The sequence below is a fragment of the Gordonia prachuapensis genome (genome assembly GCF_036350515.1).
GTDB lineage: Bacteria > Actinomycetota > Actinomycetes > Mycobacteriales > Mycobacteriaceae > Gordonia > Gordonia prachuapensis.
In genome coordinates, this window is record NZ_JAZDUE010000004.1 from 171151 (window position 1) to 186711 (window position 15561).

The 15561-nt window shown below is 66.1% G+C and carries 19 protein-coding genes; 13 read left to right on the forward strand and 6 right to left on the reverse strand.

Going from position 1 to position 15561, the window contains the following annotated elements; all coding sequences use genetic code 11:
* Positions 1 to 3: 3 nt before the first annotated feature.
* Together V1Y59_RS06455 and V1Y59_RS06460 are read left to right on the forward strand one after the other, a co-directional pair.
* Positions 4 to 696: a ribonuclease HII gene (locus tag V1Y59_RS06455; protein ID WP_330432323.1), complete on the forward strand. Its 693-nt coding sequence runs from the start codon at positions 4 to 6 to the stop codon at positions 694 to 696.
* Positions 686 to 997 (forward strand): DUF2469 domain-containing protein, encoded by a 312-nt coding sequence (locus V1Y59_RS06460; RefSeq protein ID WP_330432322.1) that lies wholly within the window; start codon positions 686 to 688, stop codon positions 995 to 997. The genes V1Y59_RS06455 and V1Y59_RS06460 overlap by 11 nt, the downstream gene beginning before the upstream one ends.
* A 48-nt stretch (positions 998 to 1045) precedes the next feature.
* On the opposite strand, the gene V1Y59_RS06465 is transcribed toward V1Y59_RS06460, so the two are convergent.
* From V1Y59_RS06465 to V1Y59_RS06470, 3 genes are all read right to left on the reverse strand, one after another.
* A complete protein-coding gene (locus tag V1Y59_RS06465) occupies positions 1046 to 1696 on the reverse strand; it encodes a DUF3558 family protein (protein ID WP_330504001.1) in 651 nt (216 codons plus the stop codon).
* Between the two features lie 92 nt (positions 1697 to 1788).
* Positions 1789 to 2403 (reverse strand): DUF3558 family protein, encoded by a 615-nt coding sequence (locus V1Y59_RS23685; RefSeq protein ID WP_431309117.1) that lies wholly within the window; start codon positions 2401 to 2403, stop codon positions 1789 to 1791.
* 3 nt (positions 2404 to 2406) lie between these two features.
* Entirely contained in the window at positions 2407 to 2832 is a 426-nt protein-coding gene (locus V1Y59_RS06470; protein WP_330504002.1) for a hypothetical protein, read from the reverse strand.
* 161 nt (positions 2833 to 2993) lie between these two features.
* On the opposite strand from V1Y59_RS06470, the gene V1Y59_RS06475 reads away from it, so the two are divergent.
* From V1Y59_RS06475 to dprA, 4 genes are all read left to right on the forward strand, one after another.
* Positions 2994 to 4259 carry a hypothetical protein gene (locus tag V1Y59_RS06475; RefSeq protein ID WP_330504003.1) on the forward strand — a complete coding sequence of 422 codons (1266 nt, stop codon included), beginning with the start codon at positions 2994 to 2996 and terminating at the stop codon, positions 4257 to 4259.
* A gap of 100 nt (positions 4260 to 4359) precedes the next feature.
* The gene (locus tag V1Y59_RS06480; protein WP_330504004.1) at positions 4360 to 4794 is read left to right on the forward strand and encodes a YraN family protein; all 435 of its coding nucleotides are present in this window, start codon (positions 4360 to 4362) and stop codon (positions 4792 to 4794) included.
* A gap of 14 nt (positions 4795 to 4808) precedes the next feature.
* Positions 4809 to 6323, forward strand: a complete 1515-nt coding sequence (locus tag V1Y59_RS06485; protein ID WP_330504126.1) for a YifB family Mg chelatase-like AAA ATPase — start codon at positions 4809 to 4811, stop codon at positions 6321 to 6323.
* The gene (gene dprA, locus V1Y59_RS06490) at positions 6323 to 7456 is read left to right on the forward strand and encodes a DNA-processing protein DprA (protein WP_330504005.1); all 1134 of its coding nucleotides are present in this window, start codon (positions 6323 to 6325) and stop codon (positions 7454 to 7456) included. Before V1Y59_RS06485 ends, dprA begins: the two co-directional genes overlap by 1 nt.
* Before the next feature lie 28 nt (positions 7457 to 7484).
* Here dprA and V1Y59_RS06495 read toward each other — a convergent pair whose 3' ends face one another.
* Positions 7485 to 8051 carry a TetR/AcrR family transcriptional regulator gene (locus tag V1Y59_RS06495; RefSeq protein WP_330504006.1) on the reverse strand — a complete coding sequence of 189 codons (567 nt, stop codon included), beginning with the start codon at positions 8049 to 8051 and terminating at the stop codon, positions 7485 to 7487.
* Positions 8052 to 8195: 144 nt separating this feature from the next.
* Here V1Y59_RS06495 and V1Y59_RS06500 point away from each other — a divergent pair, with 144 nt between their 5' ends.
* The gene (locus V1Y59_RS06500; protein ID WP_330504007.1) at positions 8196 to 9059 is read left to right on the forward strand and encodes a siderophore-interacting protein; all 864 of its coding nucleotides are present in this window, start codon (positions 8196 to 8198) and stop codon (positions 9057 to 9059) included.
* Positions 9060 to 9181: 122 nt separating this feature from the next.
* On the forward strand, positions 9182 to 10096 hold the full coding sequence (locus V1Y59_RS06505) for a tyrosine recombinase XerC (RefSeq protein WP_330504008.1): 915 nt from the start codon (positions 9182 to 9184) through the stop codon (positions 10094 to 10096).
* Here the strand turns inward: V1Y59_RS06505 and V1Y59_RS06510 are convergent.
* Positions 10044 to 10655 (reverse strand): peptidoglycan DD-metalloendopeptidase family protein, encoded by a 612-nt coding sequence (locus tag V1Y59_RS06510; protein ID WP_330504009.1) that lies wholly within the window; start codon positions 10653 to 10655, stop codon positions 10044 to 10046. The two genes, V1Y59_RS06505 and V1Y59_RS06510, sit on opposite strands and share 53 nt — an antisense overlap.
* A 330-nt stretch (positions 10656 to 10985) precedes the next feature.
* Between V1Y59_RS06510 and rpsB the strand changes: the two genes are divergently transcribed.
* The 5 genes from rpsB (at position 10986) to V1Y59_RS06535 (ending at position 15142) form a co-directional block, all read left to right on the forward strand.
* A complete protein-coding gene (gene rpsB / locus V1Y59_RS06515) occupies positions 10986 to 11804 on the forward strand; it encodes a 30S ribosomal protein S2 (RefSeq protein WP_330504010.1) in 819 nt (272 codons plus the stop codon).
* Positions 11805 to 11898: 94 nt separating this feature from the next.
* Positions 11899 to 12723 (forward strand): translation elongation factor Ts, encoded by an 825-nt coding sequence (gene tsf, locus V1Y59_RS06520; RefSeq protein ID WP_330504011.1) that lies wholly within the window; start codon positions 11899 to 11901, stop codon positions 12721 to 12723.
* A gap of 160 nt (positions 12724 to 12883) precedes the next feature.
* A complete protein-coding gene (pyrH, locus tag V1Y59_RS06525) occupies positions 12884 to 13624 on the forward strand; it encodes a UMP kinase (RefSeq protein WP_330432311.1) in 741 nt (246 codons plus the stop codon).
* 55 nt (positions 13625 to 13679) lie between these two features.
* Positions 13680 to 14237 (forward strand): ribosome recycling factor, encoded by a 558-nt coding sequence (frr, locus tag V1Y59_RS06530; RefSeq protein WP_330504012.1) that lies wholly within the window; start codon positions 13680 to 13682, stop codon positions 14235 to 14237.
* Between the two features lie 35 nt (positions 14238 to 14272).
* Positions 14273 to 15142 carry a phosphatidate cytidylyltransferase gene (locus V1Y59_RS06535; protein ID WP_330504013.1) on the forward strand — a complete coding sequence of 290 codons (870 nt, stop codon included), beginning with the start codon at positions 14273 to 14275 and terminating at the stop codon, positions 15140 to 15142.
* A gap of 4 nt (positions 15143 to 15146) precedes the next feature.
* Here V1Y59_RS06535 and V1Y59_RS06540 read toward each other — a convergent pair whose 3' ends face one another.
* Positions 15147 to 15542: a LapA family protein gene (locus V1Y59_RS06540; RefSeq protein ID WP_330504014.1), complete on the reverse strand. Its 396-nt coding sequence runs from the start codon at positions 15540 to 15542 to the stop codon at positions 15147 to 15149.
* Positions 15543 to 15561 lie beyond the last annotated feature (19 nt).

Consider the following 15561-nt stretch of genomic DNA (forward strand, 5'->3'; position numbering starts at 1 on the left):
CCGATGAGCCGGTGGCCGCCGAGGTTCCCGATCCGTCGGGCCGCCAGCCTGCGGACCTATGAGTTCGCGCTGCACCGCAACGGGCTCGGTCCGGTGGCGGGTGTGGATGAAGCCGGCCGCGGAGCGTGCGCTGGACCGCTCGTCGTGGCGGCGTGCGTCCTCAAACCGACGCAGCTCACGTCGTTGGCCGATCTCGACGACTCCAAGCGACTCACCGAGGCCACCCGCGAGCAGCTCTACAAGGCGGTCACCAAGTACGCGTTGAGTTGGAGCGCGGTGGTGATCCCGGCGGGCGAGATCGACCGCATCGGCATCCATGTCGCGAACATCCAAGGGATGCGGCGCGCGATCGCCGGTCTCGACGTGACACCCGGCTATGTCCTGTCCGATGGTTTCGTCGTCCCGGGGCTGACCGTCCCTTCGCTACCGGTGATCGGCGGTGACGGTGCGGCGGCATGTATCGCCGCGGCGAGCATCATCGCCAAGGTCACCCGAGATCGGATCATGGTGGCGATGGACGACGAACTGCCGGGCTACGACTTCGCAGTTCACAAGGGGTACAGCACAGCGCATCACATGGCTCGCATCGACCTGCACGGGCCGTCGTCGCAACACCGAATGTCCTACCGGAACGTCGCCTCCCGCGTGACCTCCGACTCCGACCCGACCACGATAGGCTTGACGAATGAGTGCTGAGGATCTCGAGAAGTACGAAACCGAGATGGAACTCTCCTTGTATCGGGAGTACAAGGACATCGTCGGTCAGTTCACTTACGTGGTCGAGACCGAACGGCGCTTCTACCTCGCCAACGCCGTGGAACTGGTGCCCCGCAACACCGAGGGCGAGATCTACTTCGAGCTCCGCATGTCCGACGCCTGGGTGTGGGACATGTACCGCCCCGCCCGCTTCGTCAAGCAGGTTCGTGTCATCACCTTCAAGGACGTCAACATCGAAGAACTCGAGAAGCCTGAGTTGAGGTTGCCTGAGGAGCCGTGAGGTTCCACGGTTCGGTAGTGGCGTAAGGGGTTTCGCTCTACCGGCTGGCTATTCGGGGATCTGGTCGATGGTTGCGCGGGTGAGATCAATTGCGCGGTCGCAGATTTCCCTTAGCGGCGGAATCGGTAGTGCCGAGAAATTCACTGCTGTCATGACACCGGAGTCCTGTGATTGTACGTACGAAAAGCAATGCCCATTGTTCAAGGAGCCAACGCCGATTGAGCGACCATTAAGATGCTGGTCGTCCATCCAATCAAACGATTCATTTCTGTTCTTGTAGTACTGGAGGCTTTCGTAGTCCGCTACCACCTGCGATATGGACCAATTGTCCATACCTTCCGCCGCATAGTGCCACTCGCAGCCCCGTAGTGTTTGGCCATCAACAGTTGCAGCATCAGCGATCGAATCAGGATCGAGTCCGAGTGACGATGCGATAGATGGTGTGACGGCGGTGCATGGTTCGTAGCTAGTCCCGTCGTTCGAAGAGTTCCAACGTTTCCGATGCCAAGTCTCGAATGGCAGCGGCTCTCCTAGATCGTCGGTTTGTCGGATTGCTATGTTCTGTGACAGGGTTCCGCCCGAGGTTTCCATATCTTCGGAATCACTTGGATTCGACGTGGAACAGGCGGTTAGTGCAAACAGTGTGATTAGCGACAAAGTTGCGATTCTCGAGTTTGCCATCGGTGTTCGTCTGGTCACGATCTCTATGCTTTGTAGCCGTACCCGCAATGGCTTTCGAGTTCGCAACCGGTTGACCCGATTCCCGGCTGATTCTTTGCTGAAGCGCAAAACTACTCGGGGATACTGTCAATAGTTGCGCGGGTAAGGGCCATTGCGCGGTCGCAGATCTCGGAAAGTTGAGGCCTCGGAAGTGAGGCAAAAGACACGCCCGTCACCACACCGGATTCTCGTGATTGCACATACGTGAAGCAATCACCTGAGTTTAGGGACGCGACGCCTACCTGCCGCCCAGACAACTCCCTGTCGGGCAACCAATTGAAGAACTCATTGCGAGATCGGTAACTTTGCAGACTGCTGAAGTCTCCTACGATCTGATGCGCGGACCAATCTAGCATCGATGGGTCCAAATACTGCCAATCGCATCCGCGGAGGGTTTGACCATTGACGGTTGCGGCGTCTGCGACAGATTTCGGATCTAGTCCCTGCGACTCTGCGATCTCAGGTGTAACAGCTGTGCACGGCTCGTATGGGGTGCCGTCATTGGACCGGTTCCAACGCTCTGGCATGCTGTTAGCGAAAGGCAAACTGACGCCATTGTCGTCCGTCTGCCTTACTGGCGATTCTTGGGGATTGCTTGATGTCCCGTTTGGAGTTGTTGCGGTCGCGCCGCACCCGCTGACGAACAGGAGCGATATTAGTATGCATAGGGGATAGAGGTTCTTCATTTCTCAGTTTGGGCCGTGGTCGAAGTCGAGGGATCCTTCGATATCGGTTTGTTCAATAACCTCTGCCGCGGCGGAGCACTGCTGGGCTAAAGCGCGAAGGCTGGAAACCTGCGAAACAAGATTTCCCTGCCACCCGACATCGCTCACGACGAGATTCCTGATCTTCTCTCTGAGTGCGTCGCCCTCTTCGCAGTCGTCGCCAAGGTAGTTTACCTGGGCAATTTTGACAGCGGCCGCTCTGCATTTTTCGAGATGTTCTGCAGCCTCTGTCGCCGCTTTCGCCCGCGCCTCCCACATCCCCTTCTCGGAGTACACAGCGATCCCATCCACCGGCTGCCCCCAATCCCGCTGATCTGGCGCAGCAGCGATCTCGGGTGGCTCGATGCACAGCGGCACGCTCGAGCCACTCAGCTTGGGTTCGTCACTCACGGATTCCTCCCCACGTTGGTTCGGACGCACAGACCCCCGTTGTGGTTCCCCGCGTCAACGCCTGTGAGCGGAGTGACGAGATCCGCCCAGATTGTCTTGTAGCATAGCGGGCCAGGTCCGGTGGACAGACGTCTGCCGGGGGGAGCCGGATCGGAGGGGCGATGACAGGCGCGGTCGGGGGCGGCAACACCAACTGGTTCGTCGCGATCCAACAGATCCTGTCGCGTCTGGAGTCGATGGGGCCGGAATCGGCCGCCGCCGACGCACAAGCACTCGCCCAGGCGATCTCGGCAGCTCACCAGGCCGCATCGACGCTCTACCGCTTCGGCGGCGACGGCCTCCAGGGTGTGGCGGCCTCCTCCAGTGAGGACGCGGCCCGGCAGATCTCGAGCGACATCGTCTCTGCGGCGGCCAACGCCAAGCCGGGAGTGGACGCGCTGGTGTCAGCCCAAGGCGTGCTCGCCGCCTCCCAGGCGCAACGCGGCTCGCTGTTGCAGTTGCAAGCCGAACTCACCGACCCGTTCGGCGATGCATACGGTGCGATGATGCGCGCCGGCCTGCTCATGACCCAGACCTACAACGGGCCGATGAGTTCGGCGGGTGACGGCCTGGGTTCGGCGGCGATGCCGTCCGGTACCCCCGGTGCCGGAGCAGGGGGCAGCGGGGGAGCGACCGCTGGTGGGTCCGGTGGCGGTTCGACCGCCGCCGCCAAGGGGTCTGCCGGTGCCGCGATGGACCTCGGCGAGTACGGCGCGCAATCGTCGAAAACCCCTGCGACGCCGATGGCCGATGGTGCCCCTTCCGCTCCGCCGGCTGGGCCCTCGACAGCAGGCTCCGGGGACACACCACTCTCCCTGGGCGAGACCGCCGCGAGTGGAGGTGGCGGCGACGGGCCCGACAGCCTCATGCGCGGGGGACTCGGCAGTCCCGAGTCAACGGGCGGTTCGACGACGCCGACCGGAATGATGCCCGGTGCTCTCGCCTCGGGCGCCGGTGGCGGCGCCAGAGCCGTTGGCGGGGCAGGCTCATCGAGTGGTTCCGGCGGGTCGGGCGGTTCCGGGAGCTCGAGCGGGGCCAATCCGGCTGCGCTCTCGCGCCGATTGGCCGCGCCGATGCCGATGGCGCCGAGTCCGCCGGCCGGCACGTCGGCACCGACGCCGGTGGGTGCCGGCCCGAGTCGTGCGGGTGCAGCGCCCGTCGGTGCTCCGCACGGAGGACGCGGTCGCGGGTCGAACGACACCGAGCACAAGGCGCCGCACTACCTGCACACCACCGAGAACGGCTCGGAGATCGTGGGCGAACTTCCGCTGGTCGCGCCACGGGTCATCGGCGACTGGGCGCCACCGCTGCCCGCCGAACCGACGCCGGACAGCAAGGCCGCCGACGGCGACAAGGGCGACAGTCCGGACAAAGATCTTCGTCTCTGAGGACTGGCCTGATCATCCACAGGCGCTGAGATGTCCACAGATCGCGTTCCAACTTCTGTGCGCGGCCTGAACCCTCCTACTGCCCGGCGATGCTGTATCCATGAGCGAGAACGCATCTCGGCCGCCGTCATCCCGGCAGGGTCCGAGGCCTCGGCCGCGACCCGGTACCGCCGACATCGGGCGCCTGGGGGAGGACCTGGCTGCCGACCATGTCCGGAATCTGGGTTGGTCTGTCCTGGAGAGAAATTGGCGCAACCGGTTCGGTGAGCTGGACTTGATCGCGGCAGACGGGGATGAACTCGTCGTCGTCGAGGTGAAGACGCGAGCGTCCCGGGTCTTCAACGACCCGGTCGCCGCGGTCACGCCACTGAAGCTGGCGCGGATGCGGCGACTGATCCGACAGTGGTTGGCCGACAACCGAGATCGATGGTGGTCGCGAATCCGGTTCGACGTCATCTCCGTTCAGCTCGATCCCCGCGACCCGACGGCCGTCGACACAGCCATCGTCCGCCACCATCGGGGCGTCTTCGAGTGACCGACCCGTCGATGATGACCGGACTCGGTCGCACGCACACCGTCGGCCTCAACGCATTTCAGGCCAACGAGATCGAGATCCAGGCCAACGTCGGCCACGGCCTCCCCGGATTCTGCGTCGGCGGCAAAGTGGATGCGTCGTTGCGAGAGGCGCGGGACCGGGTGCGCCCGGCGATCACCAACAGCGGATTCAAGTTTCCCGACCTCAAGGTGACCGTGTCGCTGGCTCCGGCCGATCTCCCCAAGGGCGGATCGTCTTTCGATCTGGGCATGGCGCTGGCCATTCTGGCAGCGACCAGCCAGGTCGACACGACGCGGGCCGCCAAGACCGTGTTTCTCGGCGAGCTGGGGCTCGACGGTGGGCTCCGCCCGGTCCGCGGAGTTCTGCCGGCGCTCAAACACGCGCGCGATCGCGGCTACACGCACGCGGTGGTGCCGATGCCGAACGTCGCCGAAGCGGTGCTGGTCGCCGATCTCGACATCGGCGGCGCCCGCTGCCTCCGCGATGTGGCCGGCTGGCTCAAGGGAGACCTGGTACTCGACACCGTCAGCGATGCCGCGGTGGTTCCGCCACCCGCCGAGATACACGACATGGCCGACGTGGTCGGTCAGTCGGAGGCCCGGCACGCGCTCGAGATCGCCGCCGCCGGTGCCCATCACGTCCTGATGACCGGGCCGCCGGGCATCGGCAAGACGATGCTCGCCCGCCGCCTGCCCGGCATTCTGCCGCCACTGGGGAGCGAGGAGTCTCTGGAGGTCACCGCCATCCACAGCATCGCGGGCACACTGCGAGCCGGCCATCCGCTGGTCACCGATGCGCCCTTCATCGCACCGCACCACACCACGTCGGTCACGGCGTTGCTGGGCGGCGGTACCGGACTGGCACGGCCGGGTGCGGTGTCACGTGCGCATCGCGGTGTGCTATTCCTCGACGAGTGTGCCGAGATGGGCCCGAAGGTTCTCGACTCACTGCGCCAGCCGCTCGAGGAGGGCGAGGTGCGGGTCTCACGTCGCGACGGTGTCGCGACCTATCCTTCCCGGTTCCAGCTGATCATGGCCGCCAACCCCTGTCCGTGCGCGCCTGCCCACGACATCGATTGTGTCTGTTCGTCGATGGCCCGGCGCCGCTACCTCGGCAAACTGTCCGGACCGTTGATGGATCGGGTGGACATCCGTGTGCGCATGGACCCACCGGGCAACGCGGCGTTGATGACCGCCGTCGAGGAACCCAGCTCCGCGGTACGCGAACGGGTGGCGCGCGCCCGTGGCGCCGCCATCGAGCGCTGGGGTGAACACGGATGGCTGACCAACGCCGAGGTACCCGGATCTGCTCTCCGACAACGCTTTCGCCTTTCACCGGCCGCGTTGCGTCCGGTGGAGCTGTTTCTGCGTGACGGCCGGGTCACCGCACGCGGTGCGGATCGGGCGATCCGCCTGGCATGGACGTTGTCGGACCTCAAGGGCGCCGAGCAACCCGGCGAGACCGAGGTCGCCGAAGCGTTGCTCTACCGCGATCGGGGCGGACGCTGATGGGGGCCCGCGACGATGCGGAGTGCCGGGCGTGGGCGTACCTCGCTCGTGCCGCGGAGCCGCCGAGTGCGGCGGTCCTGGCGCTGTGCGACGACCTCGGCCCTGTCGACGCTGCCGATGCGATTCGGTCGCGGTCAGTGCCGCGTGGCCACGAGGCCGCCCTCGAGGTGACCGGAGCGCGGGCCGATACCGACATGTCGGGCGAGGACCTCGAGATCGCCGATCGGGTCGGTGCTCGGCTGGTCACCAGGGCCGACGACGAATGGCCGGGCTGGCAGCTGATGGCACTGGGCCAGGCCGACACCGCATTCCGTGGTGGAGAGCCGCTCGCGCTGTGGGTCCGCGGGCCGGGCCGGCTCGATGAGATGGCCGGCGCGGGGATCGCTCTCGTCGGCTCCCGGGCGGCATCGTCCTACGGCGAACAGGTGACGTCGTCGCTCGCGGGCGGACTCGCGGCCGAAGGAGTGGCGGTGATCTCCGGGGCTGCCTACGGCATCGATGGGGCCGCACACCGTGCGGCGCTGGCCTGCGGTGCACCGACCATAGCGGTGATGGCGTGCGGAATCGATCGCGAGTATCCGGCCGGCCACGCGCGGTTGATCAGCGAGATCGCGGCACACGGTCTCGTGGTGTCCGAGTACCCGCCCGGCACCACCGCCGCGAAACATCGCTTCCTCACCCGTAACCGGCTGGTCGCGGCGATGGCGAACGCAGTGATCGTGATCGAGGCCGGCCGCCGATCGGGGGCCGCGAACACGGCGGCGTGGGCTCGAAAGCTCGGACGACCGCTGGGGGCGGTGCCCGGACCGGTCACGTCGGCGACGTCGGTCGGATGCCATCAGATGATCGCCGACGGATCGGCGGTGCTGGTGTTCGATGCGCCTTCGGCCCTCGCCCTGTCCGCACCCGACGCGACGCTCGGGACCGGTGGTGGTCGCGCACGGTCCACCGATTCGCTGTCTTCCGACGAGAAGCGGGTGCACGACGCGATTCCCGGTCGTGGCGCGGTGACCATCGACGAGATCGCGTTCTCCGCCGGCCTCGACCTCGCGGTCGTGCGGTCGGCCCTGGCGCGGATGGACGTGAGCGGCCACGTCCAGAACGTCGACGGCGCGTGGAAGTTGGCCAGATGAGCCCGCCGGTCGGTCGAGGCCTCGCGTACTACCTCCGGGTGAGCATCTCGACGAAGATGCGCTTGTCATCCTCGGTCGGCGCTTCCACCCGCTCTCCGCCCTGCATGTATCCGATCCCGACATAGACGAGTGCGGTGGCGCGGGCGTGCGCGTCGACATCCGAGAACCCGAGTTCGACGAAGGCGGTGCGGGCGACCTCGAACACGGTGTGGTCCAGAGCCACCACCGACGCCTCGAGGGTCGGGTCGGTCTCGGCCCAGGCACGCACGGCCGCCTCGACGGAACGTCGGCGGGTATCGCTGACGAGTTGGCCCATCGTCTGGATGCGTTCGATCGGCGGCAGCTTCTCCAGGTCCGCCAACATCTGGCGTGCGGTTTCCTCGACTGCACGGCAGTGGTCGGACAGCGCAGTCATCAACGCGGAGATGTCGGTGAAATGCCAGTAGAAGCTGCCCTTGGTGACCCCGAGCCGCTCACACAGTCGGGAGATCTTGATGGCACCGACGCCGTCGCTGATGAGCACCTGCATCGCCGCGTTGAGCCAATCGTCGACGGTGAGGCGGGATCCTCGTCTCGACGACGACGAATCCGGCATGGCAACCCTCGATCGAACTGGAGAAATGGGACATTCAACGACTTGAACTCCCAGATTAGATCACTTCACAAACCGGGGTGGACGCGGATCGGTTGACTTAGGCTTACCTAAGAAGCGTAGGGTGGGTGGCCGAGAGGAGGCTTCATGGCCAAGAACCTGAACGTCATGACCGTACTTCGTCGTGAGCAACTGACCCCGCACCTGGTGCGCCTGTACCTCGGGGGTGCCGGATTCGACGACTTCGTCCCGGCAGGCGAGCCCGCCACCTGGGACACCGACATGTACATCAAGCTGGCGTTCGGTCCGGACGGTGCGCCGTATCGGGGCCGTGATTTCGACCGCAAGTTGATCCGTCTGATGCCGCGCCGGGAACAGCCGGTGCTGCGGACCTACACGGTCCGGGCGATCGACCTGGCAGCTCGGGAGATCGCCGTCGACTTCGTCGTGCACGGAGACGAGGGAATCGCCGGTCCGTGGGCCGCGACCGTCGAACCGGGCACCACGATCCGATTCATCGGGCCGGGCAGTGGCTACCGCCCGCGGTCGGACGCCCCGTGGCACCTGCTGGCCGGCGACGAGGCCGGTCTGCCCGCGCTGGCCGCTGCGCTGGAAGCTCTTCCCGCCGACGCCGTCGCGAAGGTGTTCATCGAGGTGGCCGGGCCCGAGGACGAGATCTCGCTGACGGCCCCGGCCGGCGCCGACATCGTCTGGATCCACCGCGGCGCTCCCGCCGGCGAGGTCGGCGACGACAACGCGGGCGACAACGCACCGATCATCCAGGCAGTCCGCGACGCCGAGTGGCTCGACGGTGAGCCGCACGTGTTCATCCACGGCGAGGCGCAGGCGGTCATGCACAACCTTCGCGGCTACGTTCGCAAGGAGCGTGGTGTGAGCGCGTCGAACGCCTCCATCTCGGGGTACTGGCGGCGCGGCCGCACCGAAGAGGGCTTCCGCGAGTGGAAGTCGGAACTCCGTGCGGCAGAGGAAGCGGCCACCGCCGGCGCGTAGTCGTCGGATCACATCCGGAACTGCCCCGGCACCTCGTCGGCCGTGACGCCGACTCGGCCACGATCCGGCAACGCCCCGCGTGGCCGGTTGCGCGGTGTACGTCGGCGCGCTTGGGTCGGTCCATGACCGACGGTCACGAGGCGCACAGCGGGCTCATCGACGAGTTCGCGGCCTTCCTGCGCTACGAAAAGGGTCACAGCGAGCACACCGTGCGCGCCTACATCGGCGACGTGCGTGGACTCGTCGCGTATGCAGGCGCGCGCGGAGTCAGCGTCGATGACGTCGACCTGGCGCTGCTGCGATCATGGCTCGCCGACCACACACGCCGGGGTGCTGCGCGGACGACGATCGCCCGTCAGGTCTCATCCGCCAAGGCGTTCTGCAGCTGGGCGTCCCGGGAAGGCGTGTTCGACGGCGACCCGTCGACCCGATTGCAGGCCCCGACATCGCACCGAAGCCTTCCGACGGTGCTCGCACCCGACCAGGCGGCGGCGACCCTCGCCGCCGTCGATGCGTCGTCGACCGCGGACGACCCCATCGTGATCCGTGACGCCGTGATCCTGGAGTTGTTGTACGCCAGCGGAATCCGTGTCGGAGAACTGTGCGGACTCGACATCGGCGACGTCGACCGTGACCGCCGGGTGCTGCGGGTGATCGGCAAGGGCAACAAACAGCGGTCGGCGCCCTACGGTGAGCCCGCCGAGCGCGCCATCGACCGGTGGTTGGGTGATGGCCGGCCGGCGCTCGCGGACGCCCGATCCGGCGACGCGCTCCTGCTCGGTGCCAAAGGTGGTCGGCTGAATCAGCGGATGGCCCGCACTGTGGTGCACCGGGCGGTCCAGCAGGCAGGCGCGCCCGACGTCGGACCGCATGGCCTGCGTCACAGCGCCGCGACCCACCTGCTCGAGGGCGGCGCCGACCTGCGGGTGGTGCAGGAATTGCTCGGTCATTCGTCGTTGGCTACCACGCAGATCTACACCCACGTCAGCGTGGAACGGTTACGCGCAGTCCACCGGCAGGCCCATCCGCGAGCGTGAGGTCGTCACCGACGGGCTTGAGGCGCACCCGCACCGCACCCAGCAGACCCATCGGGTTCAGGTAGACCGCCGACCGTGCGCTGCCACGGCGAGCACCCCAATGTAGGCACGCCGCGACCGGGCAGCCGGGATGACCCACGACGGCGACACCGATGACCTCACCGCGCCGCACCGATTGGCCCTGCCGCACCGATGCGCGGACAGGTTCATAGGTCGTGATCAGCTCACCCTGATGCTGGATCGAGACAACCGGCCGGCCGGCCAACACGCCGGCGAAACGCACCCGGCCGGCCCCGGCGGCGCGTACCGCAGCGCCCGGGAACGTCGCCAGGTCGACGCCGCGGTGGCCCGGCTCCCAGCGCTGTCGTGGCGGATCGAACGTGCGTACCACCGTCGGCCCTGAGTCCAGGGGCGCGACGAACCGTCTCGTCTCCGCCCAGGCCAGTGCGGGTATGAGCCACACCAGCAGCGCGACGACCAGCAGTTCCGCGAGTACCGTGAGTGCCGCGCGCAGCGCTCTCGAGTGCAGTCCCCGCAGCCCGGGACTCGGTGGTGTCATGAACTTCAGACGCACGAGGAGTGCCGGTGGCTCCCGGCAATTTCCGCGCGGTGGGTTTCGGGGCCGGTCGGCATCGGGCGCCGGGCGCCGGCGATTTTGGTTTTCCGCAGCTGACCGGCGTAAACTCGCTGACGCACCTCATCGCAGATCGGTGAGGTGACTTCGCGCGCCTGCGTAGCGACCCGTCGTCCTCGATGACGACGACGTCCACAACGCCGGGTGGGCGGTCCCGGAAGCGGCTTCGTCGCGACCGGGTCCACCACGGCAGCAGGCGCCAGGGTCGGCATCAACCGGTGTCGACATCAACTGCACACAAAGGATCAAGACGACATGGCTGTCGTGACCATGAAGCAGCTGCTGGACAGCGGCGCACACTTCGGGCATCAGACCCGCCGTTGGAACCCGAAGATGAAGCGGTTCATCTTCACCGACCGCAACGGCATCTACATCATCGACCTGCAGCAGACGCTCACCTACATCGACAAGGCGTACGAGTTCGTCAAGGAGACCGTCGCCCACGGTGGCACCGTGCTGTTCGTCGGCACCAAGAAGCAGGCGCAGGAGTCGATCGCCGCAGAGGCGACCCGCGTCGGCATGCCGTACGTGAACCAGCGCTGGCTCGGTGGCATGCTCACCAACTTCTCGACCGTCCACAAGCGCCTGCAGCGTCTGAAGGAACTCGAGACCATGGAGCAGACCGGTGGTTTCGAGGGTCGCACCAAGAAGGAAATCCTCATGCTCACGCGTGAGAAGAACAAGCTGGAGCGCACCCTCGGTGGTATCCGAGATATGGCCAAGGTGCCGTCTGCCGTTTGGGTTGTGGACACCAACAAGGAGCACATTGCTGTCGGTGAGGCACGCAAGCTCAACATCCCGGTCATCGCGATCCTCGACACCAACTGCGATCCCGACCTCGTCGACTACCCGATCCCGGGCAACGACGACGCGATCCGCAGCGCCGCACTGCTGACCCGCGTGGTCGCCTCGGCCGTCGCCGAAGGCGTGCAGGCACGCGCCGGCCAGTCGTCCGACGACTCCAAGCCGGAGGCGGGCGGCGGCGAGCCGCTGGCCGAGTGGGAGCAGGAGCTGCTCACCCAGGCCACCGCGTCTGCCGGGGGCGACGCCGGCTCTGCCGCACCGGCCCAGTAGCAGCGGGATCGCTCGTACAGGTCCCGAGGTCTGTCCGGGTCGTGACCCGGCCCGGACAGACATCCGACACTCTCTCTAAGGAGGCTCGCCAACGATGGCGAACTACACCGCAGCCGATGTGAAACGACTTCGCGAGCTCACCGGCTCGGGAATGCTGGACTGCAAGAACGCGCTGGCCAACAACGACGGCGACTTCGACAAGGCCGTCGAGGAACTGCGCATCAAGGGCGCCAAGGACGTCGGCAAGCGCGCCGAGCGCTCCACCGCCGAAGGCCTCGTGGCCGCCAAGGACGGCGCGCTCGTCGAGATCAACTCCGAGACCGACTTCGTCGCCAAGAACGCCGAGTTCCAGGAACTCGCCGATCAGATCGTGGCGGTCGCCGCCGCGGAGAAGACCACCGACATCGATTCGCTGAAGGTTGCCAAGCTCGGCGACGGCACCGTCGACGACGCCGTGCAGGCTTTGTCGGCCAAGATCGGTGAGAAGCTCGAACTGCGTCGCGTGGCCTACCACGACGGCCCGGTCGCGGTGTACCTGCACAAGCGTGCATCGGATCTGCCGCCCGCCGTCGGCGTGCTCGTCTCCTACACCGGTGAAGGTGAGGAGGCCGCAGAGGCCGCCCGCGGCGCCGCGATGCAGGTCGCCGCGCTGAAGGCGAAGTACGCCACGCGTGACGAGGTCCCCGCCGACATCGTCGAGAACGAGCGTCGTATCGCCGAGCAGACCGCCAAGGAAGAGGGCAAGCCCGAGCAGGCGCTGCCGAAGATCGTCGAAGGCCGCGTCAACGGCTTCTACAAGGACGTCGTGCTTCTCGACCAGCCGTCGGTGCAGGACTCCAAGAAGACCGTCAAGGCTCTCCTCGAGGAGGCCGGCGTGAGCGTCAACGGCTTCACCCGCTTCGAGGTCGGCCAGGCCTGATCCGGCTCTCCATACCGCAACCCCGCGTCGGCACCATCCGGCGCGGGGTCGCTGTGTGTCTGGGCCACCGAAGCAATGACGCCCCGCGCCACCGCATGACGCCGCACACGTCGTGCCGGGACGTACGATATCGACTGAATCGAACAGTGGAGGAAGTTGGATGAGCGAAACGCCCGCCACTCGGGAAGCCGAGCGTCACGGTTTCACCCGGGTGCTTCTCAAACTCGGCGGTGAGATGTTCGGTGGTGGTGGCGTCGGGCTCGACCCGGACGTCGTCGCGACGGTCGCCGACCAGATCGCCGAGGTCGTCGGATCGGGTGTCCAGGTCGCAGTCGTCATCGGTGGCGGGAACTTCTTCCGCGGCGCCGAACTGCAGCAGCGGGGTCTCGACCGTGCGCGCTCCGATTACATGGGGATGCTCGGCACCGTGATGAATTGCCTGGCGCTGCAAGACTTCCTGGAGAAGCGCGGGGTCAACACCCGAGTGCAGACGGCCATCACCATGGGTCAGGTCGCCGAGCCCTACCTGCCGCTGCGAGCCCAGCGTCACCTGGAGAAGGGGCGTGTGGTGATCTTCGGCGCCGGTATGGGCATGCCGTACTTCTCCACCGACACCACCGCGGCGCAACGCGCGCTGGAGATCAAGGCCGAGGTCGTGTTGATGGCGAAGAACGTCGACGGCGTGTTCGACGCCGACCCGCGCAAAGTCCCCGACGCCACCTTGTTCACCGAGATCACCCATCGAGAGGTTCTCGACAAGGAACTGAAGGTCGCCGACGCGACCGCCTTCAGTCTCTGTATGGACAACAAAATGCCGATCCTGGTGTTCAATTTGCTCGAGGAGGGCAACATCGCCCGCGCAGTGGCAGGCGAGCGGATCGGCACCCTGGTCGCCACCTGATGGTCGCGAGCACACCCACCCAACACGCACAGCACCGAGTAGATATGGGACGACGATGATCGACGATGCGCTCCTGGACGCCGAAGAGAAGATGGAGAAGGCGGTCAGTGTCGCCAAGGACGACATGGGATCGATCCGCACCGGCCGCGCCAATCCGGCGATGTTCAACAAGGTCGCGATCGACTACTACGGCGCTCTGACCCCCATCACGCAGCTCGCCGGCATCAACACCCCGGAAGCGCGCCTCGTGGTGATCAAGCCATACGAGGCCTCGACGCTGCGCGACATCGAGACCGCCATCCGCAACTCGGATCTCGGCGTCAACCCCACCAACGACGGCAACGTCATCCGGGTGGCCATCCCGCAGCTCACCGAAGATCGTCGTCGCGATCTGGTCAAGCAGGCCAAGAGCAAGGGCGAGGACGCGAAGGTGGCGATCCGCAACGTCCGCCGCAAGGCCGTCGACGAGCTCAAACGTATCCAGAAGGACGGCGAGGCCGGCGAGGACGAGGTCACCCGCGCCGAGAAGGAACTCGACAAGACCACTGCGGGATACGTATCGCAAGTCGACGACCTGGTGAAACACAAAGAGAACGAATTGCTCGAGGTGTGAGCGCGGACGCCGCTCGCGCCTCCGCACCGAAACCGATGGCCACAGAATCCTCCGAGAGTCCGCCCGACGCCCCGGATCCGACAAAGAAGTCGCGAGCCGGGCGTAACCTTCCCGCGGCTCTGGCAGTCGGTTTCTCCCTCGGGATCTCGATCATCGTGATCCTGATGTTCGTCCCGAAGATCTGGTACGGCCTGGTTGCCGTGTCCTTCGCCGTGGCGACCTGGGAGGTGTTCAAACGCCTCCGGGACGGTGGTTACCAGATCGCGTTCTGGCCGTTGCTCGTCGGCGGGCAGGCGATCATCTGGGCCGGCTGGCCCTGGGGGACCACCGGGATTCTGACGGCATTCGCCGGGACGGTCCTGGTCCTGATGGTGTGGATGCTCCTGGCCAACGGCATCCACCGGGCTCCGGAGAATTATCTGCACAACCTGGCCACCAGTGTGTTCGTCCTCGCCTGGCTGCCCCTGCTCGCCGCATTCGGCGCGCACCTCGTGGTGCAGGATCAGGGAGCGGCCCGGGTCGCGACACTGATGGTCGTCGTCGTGTGTTCCGACGTCGGCGGCTACGCGTTCGGGGTGCTGTTCGGCAAGCATCCGATGGTGCCCGCCATCAGCCCGAAGAAGAGCTGGGAGGGATTCGTCGGGTCGCTCGTCGTCGGTACCAGCGGCGCCGTGGGCTGTGTGGTCTTCCTGCTCGACACCCACTGGTGGATCGGGATGATCCTCGGTCCGGTGCTGGTCGTCTGCGCCACGCTGGGCGACCTCGTCGAATCCCAGGTCAAACGCGACCTCGGGATCAAGGACATGGGCACGCTACTGCCGGGGCACGGCGGCATCATGGATCGGCTCGACTCGCTGCTGCCGTCCGCGTTCATCGTGTGGGCGGTGCTGACAGCCCTGTTGTGATTGGTTAGTTTCGCGCCTTGCGTAGTGCGCGACTCATCTGCAGCATCCGAAGCCCGCCGACCGCCGCGACGATCAACGCACCCGCGATGGCCGCGATGAGCAGGCTGACCCCGAGCGGCAGATTGACCTCCCAGAAGATCAGCATGATCCGCTGCGATTCCAGGTTCTGCAGGATGAATACCAACAGCAGAATGGTGACGATCGCGCCGATGACCACCCCGAAATAAGTTGCTCGGGTGCGGGTGTGCTCGACCTTCTTGACCCGCGTCCGCAAGGCATCGCGTTCCGCCATCAGTGCCTGGTGGTCGGGGTCGGTCTCCGGCACGGGCGGCGGTGAACTCCCGATCGGGTCGGGGCCGTCGACCGGTGGCTGCTGTTGCTGCGGATCCGGTGTCGTCATGCACCAATCATGACATGCG

Excerpts from the sequence above, each read along its gene's own strand:
- V1Y59_RS06540 (WP_330504014.1), bottom strand. The coding sequence starts at position 15,542 with ATGACGACACCGGATCCGCAGCAACAGCAGCCACCGGTCGACGGCCCC.
- V1Y59_RS06500 (WP_330504007.1), top strand. The coding sequence starts at position 8,196 with ATGGCCAAGAACCTGAACGTCATGACCGTACTTCGTCGTGAGCAACTG.
- V1Y59_RS06460 (WP_330432322.1), top strand. The coding sequence starts at position 686 with ATGAGTGCTGAGGATCTCGAGAAGTACGAAACCGAGATGGAACTCTCC.
- pyrH (WP_330432311.1), top strand. The coding sequence starts at position 12,884 with ATGAGCGAAACGCCCGCCACTCGGGAAGCCGAGCGTCACGGTTTCACC.
- rpsB (WP_330504010.1), top strand. The coding sequence starts at position 10,986 with ATGGCTGTCGTGACCATGAAGCAGCTGCTGGACAGCGGCGCACACTTC.
- V1Y59_RS06495 (WP_330504006.1), bottom strand. The coding sequence starts at position 8,051 with ATGCCGGATTCGTCGTCGTCGAGACGAGGATCCCGCCTCACCGTCGAC.
- dprA (WP_330504005.1), top strand. The coding sequence starts at position 6,323 with ATGGGGGCCCGCGACGATGCGGAGTGCCGGGCGTGGGCGTACCTCGCT.
- V1Y59_RS06510 (WP_330504009.1), bottom strand. The coding sequence starts at position 10,655 with ATGACACCACCGAGTCCCGGGCTGCGGGGACTGCACTCGAGAGCGCTG.
- V1Y59_RS06505 (WP_330504008.1), top strand. The coding sequence starts at position 9,182 with ATGACCGACGGTCACGAGGCGCACAGCGGGCTCATCGACGAGTTCGCG.
- tsf (WP_330504011.1), top strand. The coding sequence starts at position 11,899 with ATGGCGAACTACACCGCAGCCGATGTGAAACGACTTCGCGAGCTCACC.
- V1Y59_RS06535 (WP_330504013.1), top strand. The coding sequence starts at position 14,273 with ATGGCCACAGAATCCTCCGAGAGTCCGCCCGACGCCCCGGATCCGACA.
- V1Y59_RS06475 (WP_330504003.1), top strand. The coding sequence starts at position 2,994 with ATGACAGGCGCGGTCGGGGGCGGCAACACCAACTGGTTCGTCGCGATC.
- frr (WP_330504012.1), top strand. The coding sequence starts at position 13,680 with ATGATCGACGATGCGCTCCTGGACGCCGAAGAGAAGATGGAGAAGGCG.
- V1Y59_RS06480 (WP_330504004.1), top strand. The coding sequence starts at position 4,360 with ATGAGCGAGAACGCATCTCGGCCGCCGTCATCCCGGCAGGGTCCGAGG.
- V1Y59_RS06485 (WP_330504126.1), top strand. The coding sequence starts at position 4,809 with ATGACCGGACTCGGTCGCACGCACACCGTCGGCCTCAACGCATTTCAG.
- V1Y59_RS06455 (WP_330432323.1), top strand. The coding sequence starts at position 4 with ATGAGCCGGTGGCCGCCGAGGTTCCCGATCCGTCGGGCCGCCAGCCTG.
- V1Y59_RS23685 (WP_431309117.1), bottom strand. The coding sequence starts at position 2,403 with ATGAAGAACCTCTATCCCCTATGCATACTAATATCGCTCCTGTTCGTC.